Below are 6,000 nucleotides of genomic sequence, written 5' to 3'. Positions count from 1 at the left end.
GCAGCAGAGAGCACATACAACAACCAGACCAAGGATGACCATAAAGTGCTGGATTTGGCCTGATTCTACATTAGTGCGCATAATGTATTGAACATGTTAAATGGCTGCACGAAGTGCGGACATTTAGCCTTCTGCACGCAACCATCAGGCGGTTACGAATAATTCTGGAATTACAGATACGCCCTCTACGTGATTAAATGGATGCAACAATACGCCCTTCATTTTGTGGATATTTTATAGCATTCTCACTAGCTTACAGCAATGCAATCTACGCAAGGATTTCTGCTTTCCCATTGAAGTTTGAGCCAGTTCAGGTAGCGAACAAAAGTCAGTGCATCACCATCAGTCATATAGGTGTTTCGTTGAATTTTGCAGGTAATGGGATAGAATGTAACCGTACCATAGGGCGTTTCTGATATTATTATCCTCATGTTTCCATTAAACGTTACCTCATAATTAATTTTGTTTTTATTAAGAATGTCTTCGGTATCAAAAATAATATCATCCCGAACTTTATTTATTGCATGATAATTCTTGCCAGATATTTTCATCGCTGAGCGTCTTAACCCAGCTTCTTTTGCATTCTCAGCTATAGTAATGAAGCAAACAGTCTCAGGGGAGTAAATTCTTCGATGAGAATAGTCTTTATCCAACTCATATTCTCCGGGATTTATTTTCCATCGGGTATAGCCATGAAGTTTTGGAAGGTCATCGCAGAAATACTGAAAGTTATGCCATCTTTCACAAACAGTCACACCTTTATATCCTTTAAAATATTGTTTCCCTTTAACTGTCATGTAGCACCTTGCCAGCATGTTATGCCATAGAATGAATGACCTTGTTCTCTGGTGACTTCTGGCATTTTCAATAGTGGAGTGTCTTCCATTTCCAATATATCCCACATCATAATAACGCGGCCTCATCAATAATGTTATTCGTTCCTCTTCTGAGGACGGAAAGGCATCATCTGAGACTGCACCCGATTTAATATGCGTACCATAAGCCTCCTTAACTATGCCACTATCCTTAAATTCCACAACATAATATCCACGCCTTGATTTATCTTCCGAACGACCAAGAATGGAGCATTCACCATTATGCTTCGTGGTAAATACAGCGCCTGGAAACAAAGTGTTATGGCTGTAGTTCTGATGATATTTCTTATTTCGAAAGTAAGTCATCTGACATTTCCTGGGTGACGAATGAAAAGGGGAAAAAGAATCGGGTCGGGTCCTACTTTTCCCTTTAAGTTCTGTCAGGCCAGCACTCCGGGTGGAGGTCAGGATTAAATTTAAGAATCCATTCAAAAAATAAAAATTAAAAATAATACAGACAATGCAATGTGACAGGTATCGTAGCACTCTACCAGTGCCGCTCTGCGACTGTCACTGAGTGGGCGTGGCATTCATGCCTTATCATGCACCAGTGCGCTCAGAATGCGCTACAGGCACTGTAAATACGGGTCAGGGCAGGGTGTGCTGAGCCTGTCTGATGGCAGGATTCCGGCATATACGGCGCTGTTCATTTATACAGTTAAATGAAACTGGTATAAATTGTGACCAGAGGTTGCGTGGGGGCGATTATGGGCTGTTTTAGGGCTAAAGCATGGTTTTGTACTGGCTGTAGCCCTTTAATGGCTCGTGATGCGTTATATGAATCAGATTATGCTGATGTGCTGCGCCGGAATTACCCGATAGGGTGGAGAGATAAAAAAAATAAATATAATATATTTACAGATTTAAATATCCGTGATAGCATCGCCGCAAGGTTTGCCGGGGTTAATGTTTTATATATACCTATTATTACTCTATTATCTTAATCGGTATTCCGTGGTTACTTAGTCTCTTACCTTAGTGTTTTAATATTAGTCCAATATTGAGCCCTCCGCAGGAGAGCCATACGGCTTGAGTTAACAAAGAATCAGAATTAAGAAATAAGAATCCCCACAAAAGTGAAGACTCCTATCAGTAATAAAAATCAGAAACTTATCTTATGAGTAGTGTTTTTAAAAACTAAAATCAATAGGTGTATTTCTAAACACTTTGTACTGACTATCATTCATTGCACTGAGCTTGATTTTTTGGGTTCTCTTTAAAACATAAGAGCATGCATCATTATCACCGGACTCTACTTTTGTTGACAACACATTACCACTTTGAGAGAACCATACTTTAATAGAGCACTTTTGTCCTGTTAAGTCAGGTGCGCCACTCCTGATTTGGCCAAATGCATTACGAATTTCCATGCTATAATTTTGTATTTCTTGCCTTTCCTTTATTTCTTTTTGTGATAAAGGTTTCGCTATTGCTGGTTTGCTTTCACTATTTGCTCTGGATTTTTCATTAACCTCTGAATCTACTTTTCCTTTGCTTGATGATAAATCACCAAGTAGGTCATCTACGCCACTTACATTTTTATGAGCAGATAATTTTGGATAGCTGGAGCCAATATTGTACGCCTGAGAATAGACATCTCTACCGATATCATTCATTCCACTCGTAATTCGTGTATCAACTGGCTGACGACGGTTACCAGCTATGATTCCTGTAAGGCACACCATTTGAAACTCGTTCTTTACCTGATTCCATTCGGCTAATGAAATCTGCACTTGAGGTGGAAGTCTTGAGGTTGAATATTCTGCTGCTTTAGCTGACATGGAATCACATATTTCATTTGGATTGAATGAAGTTGCCGCTAGCGGCACTTCCTTTTGTTCTGGTGGTTTTGGGTAGTCAAAGCCAGAGAACCCATTCAGCATAGCAAAGTGGAGTAGGCTGGCAACACCATCAGAAAATGCTATCTGTTCTTCATTCTGGCCTGGCAGGTTAGCATCTGTCCATTTTTTAGATTCCACATGCGATAGTTTTGTCGCAGCATCGAATCCCATATCGCCCATGGTTTTTCCTTTATTGCAAAATGCCGTCATGGCCTTAGTTATTTTCTTTGATTCCGCTTTATACAGACTGGACTTGGTGATGGAATCCATGCCGTACTGGCTAACCGGATGATTAGCACAATCCTTATTGATGCCAAGTGAATCGGCATTTGCCTGACGGGATAGTGGAAGCAAAGTTGCACATGACAGAACAACTGCGGTAAGTATCAATCGTTTCATTCGAATCAGGTCCTAAGAAAAATTATCAGGACGTTCGACAATCCCAGTGAAGGCCGCAAGACATTTCAATCGTTATGCGCAGCAGAGAGCACATACAACAACCAGACCAAGGATGACCATAAAGTGCTGGATTTGGCCTGATTCTACATTAGTGCGCATAATGTATATTATGTTAAATTGAATCTGCTGTTGCTAGCACGCTTGTTTGAGTCAAATACTCTTCTCTCCTGGTCCATCCCACTCTGGGTGATTTAAAGATGGGAAATAAGAGACTGGCCGAAGTCAGTCTTTTTATTTGTCATTATCGCATCGTCAGGACCATACGGAATTTCACATCTCCGGACATCACTCGCTGGTAAGCCTCATTGGCTTTCTCAAGAGGCATTGTCTCAACGCGTGCGCGCACATCGGTCAACAGACTGAAGTCGAGTGTTTTTTCCACTTCGTATGGCGTGCCGGTTATTGCCCCTTCAATTGCAATTTCATGACCCACCATCTGTCCAGGTGCAATTGTGAGTGGATCTTTGCCGGCGCCCACGACCATAAATTTGCCTCTTGGTGCCAACGCTTTAATCAGTTCAGACGCAGCAGCACTATCCGTAATCGTGGTGATAATAACCTGCGCACGTCCCATCTTTTTCAGCTCTTCAACCGCATTGACCTTGCTTGTATCCAGATAGACGTGAGCGCCAAGTTCTTTGACGTCCTGAGCAATGTCATCCCCACGCCCTACTGCAACAACCCGGAATCCCATTTTCTTTGCGTATTGCAGCGCAAGATGGCCCAACCCGCCAATTCCCTGAATTGCAATGGTGTCACCAGGGCGCGCGCCGGATTTGATTAAGGCATTAAAGGTTGCGATACCTGCACACAGTAATGGTGCGGCAGCTTCTGAGGTTAACGCTTCAGGGATGACCACAAGCCCGGTAGCACGGGCTATCATCATCTCTGCATATCCGCCATCGTGGGAACTTCCCACCGCTGGCTGATTCATACACAGATTGAAGCGGCCCTGACGACATTGATCACACTCGTTGCAATGGCCGCCCAGTCGACCAACGCCAACTCGTTGACCGACAGCTAAATAAGACGGGACTCCAGAGCCCCGTGATACAATTTTCCCAACGACTTCATGACCAGGTACACGGGGATAAGTTGTATTTTGCTCAAGCCCTTCGATTGCACCCGCATCTGCACCACAGATACCACAGGCCTCAATGCTAAGTAATACTTCTCCCTTACCTGGTTCAGGAATCACTCTTTCGACTAATTCGAGTGTACCTGGGCTAGTAATTTGCATTGCTTTATATGTTGCCATTTTGCCTCACTACAATATTTGGGTGCATGATAATTAATAAACACTTAACTTAATGCTGCGAAAATATATGTTCTTTCCCCACACAAAACAGCGGCACTCCGAAAGCGCCGCGCAACAAACTTATTACTTAGGTAATGCGTCAAATGCATCGAGCGCATGAGCGGTGTAAGTCAGAGCTGCACCGGTGTTAAGTGAAATAGCGACCGCTAAGGCTTCAGCAATTTCTTCGCGAGTGGCACCATGGCTTGCAGCTTTTTTAACATGAACTGACAAACAACCATCACAACGTGTTGTGATAGCCACTGCTAAAGCGATCAGCTCATGAGTTTTCGCATCCAGATGCCCCATTGCGGATGCACCGGCATCCATACTCATTAAGCCCTTCATAAATTCAGGTTGCAGTTTGGCATATTTACTAACAACGCCCAATAATTCATCGCGATGACCGTTCCAATCTAAAAGCATATAAACTCCAGTTACTGTCATGAAATAGCGGGTTATCCGCTTTGGTTAAAAGATATTTAATTAACGCTGAAGATGTGAATATTAAAACCCTGTTCATGTCGCCATTATGTTGCTACATTTATCTGTCATCAAATGAGATATTATTGAGTGTTCACAAAGAAAATCTATCTCACGATGTGAACCATTTATTTGGGTGACATAGCACGCTTCAGGTACAGGCGTTTCATATCTACAGCGGGAAACTGTCCTAATAGCCTTGATTGCTCCCCTACTTTTTTGCCTTGCTACACTCGGTGATGTCTTTTTTGGGTGAGGCGCAGGTATTGCTTTCCACTGCGATCATTTTGGCAGGTATTGGACTGACCATTCTTGCTGATAAGAAAGTTTGCTGACATGATGGTTAAGAGCTGGTTCAGCTACGTAAAATAACCGTAAGGCCGCAAATATGACTCCTACTTTACAAGGCTCTCTTGTAACGCTCCGTCCTCTGCTTAAAACTGATGCCCCGCTATTGCTTGATGCGGCTGAAGATGGTGAACTTTGGTCCCTGCCATTTACGGTCGTCCCGTCGGCTGACACCGTTGATTCGTATATTCAGAAAGCCTTAAAGGGGCAAGCCGAAGGTACTGTCATGCCGTTTGCTGTAACGCTCTCATCCGACCAACGTGTCATTGGGTCGACGCGTTTATGGAAGATCGATCGTGAAAACCGAAAGCTCGAAATTGGGCATACCTGGTATTCACAAAGCTGGCAAAAAACAGCCGCAAATACCGAGAGTAAACTGTTGCTGCTGCGATACGCCTTTGAGCAACTTAAGTGTGTTCGCGTTCAGTTTACGACTGATGTATTGAATGAACGTTCTCAGGCAGCCATTCTCCGTCTTGGCGCGATCCAGGAAAGCGTCATCAGAAATGAACGAATTATGCCCAATGGCCGAAAACGTACCTCCATCCGCTACAGCATAATTGATGATGAATGGCCGCAGGTTCAGAGCAACCTTGCGCGTCGCCTCTCCGGCTACAGGCAAGAGAAATGATCCGGCGTATCCTGCGCCCTATGGACACCCTTCTCCTTCATGATTATTCCAGTTTCTTGAATTCTG

The 6,000-nt window shown here is 43.4% G+C and carries 6 protein-coding genes; 2 read left to right on the top strand and 4 right to left on the bottom strand.

Annotated elements, in window-relative coordinates; translation table 11 throughout:
• Positions 1 to 248: 248 nt before the first annotated feature.
• Positions 249 to 1,181 (bottom strand): hypothetical protein, encoded by a 933-nt coding sequence (locus V6940_RS19095; protein WP_314111503.1) that lies wholly within the window; start codon positions 1,179 to 1,181, stop codon positions 249 to 251.
• Positions 1,182 to 1,555: 374 nt separating this feature from the next.
• Here V6940_RS19095 and V6940_RS19090 point away from each other — a divergent pair, with 374 nt between their 5' ends.
• Positions 1,556 to 1,819, top strand: coding sequence for a hypothetical protein (locus V6940_RS19090; RefSeq protein WP_333496927.1), 264 nt, complete (start codon positions 1,556 to 1,558; stop codon positions 1,817 to 1,819).
• A gap of 186 nt (positions 1,820 to 2,005) precedes the next feature.
• On the opposite strand, the gene V6940_RS19085 is transcribed toward V6940_RS19090, so the two are convergent.
• The 3 genes from V6940_RS19085 to V6940_RS19075 form a co-directional block, all read right to left on the bottom strand.
• A complete protein-coding gene (locus V6940_RS19085) occupies positions 2,006 to 3,115 on the bottom strand; it encodes a cell envelope integrity TolA C-terminal domain-containing protein (protein WP_333496926.1) in 1,110 nt (369 codons plus the stop codon).
• A 301-nt stretch (positions 3,116 to 3,416) separates the two neighbouring features.
• Positions 3,417 to 4,433, bottom strand: coding sequence for an alcohol dehydrogenase (locus V6940_RS19080; RefSeq protein WP_333496925.1), 1,017 nt, complete (start codon positions 4,431 to 4,433; stop codon positions 3,417 to 3,419).
• Between the two features lie 123 nt (positions 4,434 to 4,556).
• Entirely contained in the window at positions 4,557 to 4,898 is a 342-nt protein-coding gene (locus V6940_RS19075) for a carboxymuconolactone decarboxylase family protein (protein ID WP_261640085.1), read from the bottom strand.
• Positions 4,899 to 5,343: 445 nt separating this feature from the next.
• On the opposite strand from V6940_RS19075, the gene V6940_RS19070 reads away from it, so the two are divergent.
• Positions 5,344 to 5,934, top strand: coding sequence for a GNAT family N-acetyltransferase (locus V6940_RS19070; RefSeq protein WP_333496924.1), 591 nt, complete (start codon positions 5,344 to 5,346; stop codon positions 5,932 to 5,934).
• Positions 5,935 to 6,000 lie beyond the last annotated feature (66 nt).

It is taken from the genome of Kluyvera sp. CHPC 1.251, from assembly GCF_036759945.1.
Taxonomy (GTDB): domain Bacteria; phylum Pseudomonadota; class Gammaproteobacteria; order Enterobacterales; family Enterobacteriaceae; genus Kluyvera; species Kluyvera sichuanensis.
The sequence above is the reverse complement of the archived record's forward strand: the minus strand, read 5'-3'. Positions and strand labels throughout refer to the sequence as shown.